Source organism: Massilia sp. P2_C2 (assembly GCF_056404615.1).
This window is the reverse complement of the sequence record NZ_JBFUDR010000402.1, coordinates 1-4,679: the sequence shown is the minus strand read 5'-3', so window position 1 is coordinate 4,679 and position 4,679 is coordinate 1. Positions and strand designations below refer to the sequence as shown.

Genomic DNA, 4,679 nt, shown 5'->3' with positions numbered 1-4,679 from the left:
CCGAACGCTGTTATGATTCATCCGGCACCCGACGCCCGTGGTGTCGCATGAGACCAATGACACCCGTACGCCGATGCATGAGTTTTATAAGAAGTCGCTGCTCGCCCTGATCGTATTGCTGCTCGTGGATGCGCTGCTTGCGGCTTTTTGCATTTACCGGAGTCAGCCGACCTATACCCTGTCGCCGGAACTCCGGGACGGCGTGCGCTGGGTTGCGGAGCCGATCAACGACGCCAATCAGGGCGGCACGTCGATGGCGCAACTGCGCACCTCCGGACCGGATGCGCTCGTGTACGACTTCCGGCTCACGAAGGTTGCTCCCTTTCCTTTCGTCGGCGTACGCATCAGCGTATTCGACGCAGGCGGCAAACCGGCGACGGTGAACCTGTCGAACTACGACACCGTCACGTTCGTCGCCCGGTGCGCGCCCGCCGATCCTCTCATGTTCAGCCTGTCTTCATTCGATGACAAGATTTCGAAACCCGGCGACTACCTGACCTACCGCTCGCCGGGAACTTTCTTTTCTTGCAACGAGCACGGCGTGCCCGTTGCCCTCGACCTGCGCCGGATGACCATTCCGCACTGGTGGTATGGCGTGATGAAGGTGGACGTGACCTCCCAGGGTTATTCGCTCGACAAGGTCGGGACGATGACGTTCGGATCTTCTTCGCAATCGCCTTACAATATCGATTCGCATGTCGAGATCAGCAATATGGTTTTGCACGGGCACGATCGCCGTTATATCGTCGCGCTGGTCATTTTCGTGCTGGCCGGTTTTATCCTGTTCACTATCTGGTTCTTCCGCACGCATGCGCGCACGCTGGCCGCAAGCCTGAATGCCCAGATGAAAAAGGATTTGCCGCTGGTCGCGTATCGCCAGTTGACGGCGGAACCCTATCGGGACGAGGAAAAGGCGAACGTCCTGAAATTCATTGCGACGAATTACACCAATCCGGAATTGGACCTGGAAAGTGTCGTGGCCGGTACGGGTGCGAACCGGAATAAGGTGAATGATCTGCTGAAATCCGAATTGGGCATGACATTCACCGGTTATCTGAATAAATTGCGCTTGACGGAAGCGGCGCGGCTATTGACGGAAAAGGGGGCCGCGACCGTGGCCGAAGTGGCGTATTCCGTCGGCTATGCCAACGTTTCCTACTTCAACAAGCTGTTCAAGGAAGAATACGGCTGCACGCCGAAGGCCTTCCGGACGCTCGCGCCGCAACAGACTCCGCCGGCCGAGGCCGCGTCCGCCGACGCGCCGCCGTCTTGAACGTGGGAACCGGCTGATCCGGTCTTCCACTCCTTGCAGAACTGATGGAAATTTCTGCACGGTGCAAGAAATTCCCATGCGTACGTTAGGGGGGGCGTGGCAAAGCGGCCTAACCTTGAGGTGAAGGGGAGCCGCCGGCGGCGCCCCGGTCTACGCTTCGAGGAATCTCCATGACTGTGCATGTCCCGTGCCTAGCCTCTTCCAGCCGCGTGCCCGCAATGGGCACGATATCCATGCGGCTGGAACGACCGATCATCTCTTTACTCGAATCCGCCGCCATCGACAGATATTCGGCTGATTTCTTCTTTACCCCGTTTTGATTTGCCCGCAATCGGCGTGATGTCCCGCGCCGGTGTGTTTGGGTGTCGTATGGTTTGACCGTGCCGCGCCGGCTAGTCCGGTATATAATTTAAAAAAAACAATAAAGCATCACAAGGAGACGAACGTGATTGAAATCGATAAGCGCGTTGATTTTCGTCGTGCATATGTCAAAGGCTCCGTAAATGGAGGTGCATGACATGAAAGCGACAAAAGCCTACCGGATTGCGCTGCTGTTTAATGCGAATAAAACCTTCGACCGTGAAGTCATTGCCGGTATTGCCGCGCATTTGGCGGGTACGCGTGTCGCCTGGGATTTATTCATGGAGGAAGATTTCCGGCTGCGCCTGTCCGGCATGGATCGCTGGCAGGGCGATGGCGTGATCGCCGATTTCGACGATCCGGACGTCGCCCGCGCGCTGGCGAATTGCCAGGTGCCCGTCGTCGCGGTGGGGGGCTCCTATTCGAACGAGGATACTTATCCGGCCGGCGTGCCCTATGTGGCGACGGACAATTTCAAGCTCGTCAAACTGGCGCGCGACCACCTGATCGACGTCGGCCTGCAGCGTTTTGCGATGTTCAGCCTGCCCGAGTCGGAAGGCAGCCGCTGGGCGCAGGAGCGCGAGAGCGCGTTCCGCAGCCTGATGGCGGAAGACCGGATGGAAGCGGAGATCTTCCGCGGCTGCGAGACGAACGCGGCGTCGTGGGACGCGGCCATGCAGGGCCAGATCGACTGGCTCCGCAGCCTGCCGAAGCCCGTGGGCGTCATCGCCGTGACGGATGCGCGCGCGCGCCAGCTGTTGCAGGCGTGCGCCATCGCCGGCATCTCCGTGCCGGAGCAGGTGGCCCTGATCGGCATCGACAACGATCCGCTCGTGCGCATGCTGACCCGTATTCCCCTCAGCTCCGTGATCCAGGGGACGCAGGAGATCGGCCGCACGGCGGCGCATCTGCTGGAACAGATGCTGCACGGCGTGCGCCTGACGAATACCCGCATCCTCGTGCCGCCGGCCRGCATCAACGTGCTGGCGTCGAGCCGTTACCAGGCCGTCAAGCATCCGCACGTGATGCGGGCCTGCCATTACATCCGCCAGTATGCGTGCCAGGGCATCAAGACGCACCAGGTCGCGGAGTACGTGGGCGTGTCGCGCTCTTCGCTCGAGGTGTATTTCCGCCAGGAGCTCGGCTGCAGCGTGCACGACATGATCCTGCGTTCCAAGCTCGATGCCGCGAAAGCGGGACTGGAAAGCGGCGAGCGCAGCATCGCGGACGTGGCGCTCGGGTGCGGCTTCACGTCGACCCAGTACATGCACCTCGTGTTCAAGCGCGAACTGGGATGTACGCCGCGCGCCTACCGCGACCGCGCGCTGAACGAGCGCGCCGGGGAGACCGCCGCCGCCTGAATCCGGGCGTCGGCGAGAATCGTTCGCCCGGTTGGTGATTTTCGTAATTGAAACGGCGTGCCCATGCCCTGAGAATGGTTTCATCATCGAAATCGTAAAATCAGGAAGCCAGCGGCAATGACGATCCATCTCATCCCGGGCGCGCCGGCCGGTCTGGCCGGCGAGCGCTCGTTCATGCTCGAGAACGCGGCAGGCATGGCCGTGACCATAGGCGAACGCGGTGCCGCGCTTAAGGCGTGGTATGCGCCGGACCGTTACGGCCGCATGGCCGACGTGTTGCAGCCGGGCGCCGGCATGGCGACGCCGTCCGGCGGACGCACCGCGCGCTGGGAAGGCCGCGAGGCCAACGGCATCGTTTCGCTGGCATTGACGTCCGGCGGCGACGGCGCCGGCATGCTGGTTCACTATCGTCTCGACGACGATGGCGGACTGACGGTCGAGTACCAGGCCGTGGCGGGCGTGCCGATTCCGCTCGGAGCCCTGGCGCATCCCTCGTTCAACCTGAGTGGCGGCCAGGCCGACGTGGGGGACCACATGCTGCAGATCGACGCCGACTATTTCGAGGAAGTGGGCCCCAGCGGCACGCCGGCCAGCGTGGCCGCCGTCGGCGGGACGCCGTTCGACTTCCGCCAGCCCGCCGCGATCGGCCCGCGCCTGCGCTGGACCGATACCCAGCTGCACCGCGCCGGCGGCTTCGATCACTGCTTCTGCGTGCGCAACCACTTCACGGGCGGCCAGGGCGCATTGCGCGAAGTGGCGCGCGTGTTCGACCCGGCCTCCGGACGGCGCCTGCAGGTCTACACGACCGAGGCCGTGGTGCGGTTCAGCAGCCTCACGGAAGGCGCGGTCGGCCTGCCCGCCGGCACGCTGCCGGGCATGGACGGGCTGCGTGTCGAAGCCCTGCCCAGGCCGGGCCTGACGAGCGCCTGCTGGCCGCGCGTCATGCTGATGCCCGGCCAGGTGTACCGGCAGACGACCGTGTACCGCCTGTCGCTGCAGGTGTGAAGCGAGCCGCTCAGGGCAGCGTGATCGTCAGGTTGGCCGCGCGCGGCGCCATCTTGACGACGTCGCTGTACGCATTCATGCGCGCCTCGCTCGTGCGGCCGAGCGACGTGCGCAGTCCCACGTAACCCAGCACGCAGATCAGGCCGAACACGGCATACAATACCCACAGCGGCACGTCGCTGCGCAGCTTGTGGCGGATCTGGTCCGGGCGCTCCGCGTGCGGTGCGAAGCCGCCGCGCCGGCCCTTCATGTGCGCGATCTCGTCGCCGAGGCGCGCCGTCAGGTAGTTCAGCTTTTCCGTCCCCTCCAGGATGTAGCGGCCCTGGAAGCCGAGCAGCAGGCACATATGGAACACCTCCAGCGCCTGCAGGTGCGCGCTGCCGCGCGCGCGCAACTGCTCCAGTCGTTCGAAAAAGTTTTCCCCCGCCAGCTGGTCGCCGAACAGCTGCAGTTGCAGCGGCCGGCGTTCCCACGCGTCGCGGATCGTGAAGCCTGACCTCAGGATGATTTCGTCGACGGCCGCGCAAAAGGCATACTTCGCGGCGTCGACGTCGTCCGGCGAGGCGTTCTGGCGGCGCGCATTGCGCCCGAAGTCGTCGAGGAACTGCGTCATTTTGCGCGCGAACGCGGCGTCATCCTGCGGGCCGTTTCCGTTCTTGAGCATGAACAGGGCGTAGAAG

At 63.4% G+C, this 4,679-nt stretch carries 4 protein-coding genes; 3 read left to right on the top strand and 1 reads right to left on the bottom strand.

Translation table 11 applies throughout. The features are described 5' to 3' along the window. Positions 1-73: 73 nt before the first annotated feature. The 3 genes from AC1DYX_RS28045 (at position 74) to AC1DYX_RS28035 (ending at position 3,999) form a co-directional block, all read left to right on the top strand. Positions 74-1,273, top strand: a complete 1,200-nt coding sequence (locus AC1DYX_RS28045) for a helix-turn-helix domain-containing protein (RefSeq protein WP_477265025.1) — start codon at positions 74-76, stop codon at positions 1,271-1,273. Positions 1,274-1,791: 518 nt separating this feature from the next. Beyond that, positions 1,792-2,994 carry a XylR family transcriptional regulator gene (locus AC1DYX_RS28040; RefSeq protein WP_477265023.1) on the top strand — a complete coding sequence of 401 codons (1,203 nt, stop codon included), beginning with the start codon at positions 1,792-1,794 and terminating at the stop codon, positions 2,992-2,994. Between the two features lie 117 nt (positions 2,995-3,111). Further along, entirely contained in the window at positions 3,112-3,999 is an 888-nt protein-coding gene (locus AC1DYX_RS28035) for an aldose epimerase family protein (RefSeq protein ID WP_477265021.1), read from the top strand. 10 nt (positions 4,000-4,009) lie between these two features. Here the strand turns inward: AC1DYX_RS28035 and icmH are convergent. After that, positions 4,010-4,679: type IVB secretion system protein IcmH/DotU (icmH, locus tag AC1DYX_RS28030; RefSeq protein ID WP_477265019.1), on the bottom strand; the 670-nt coding region annotated here is incomplete at its 5' end.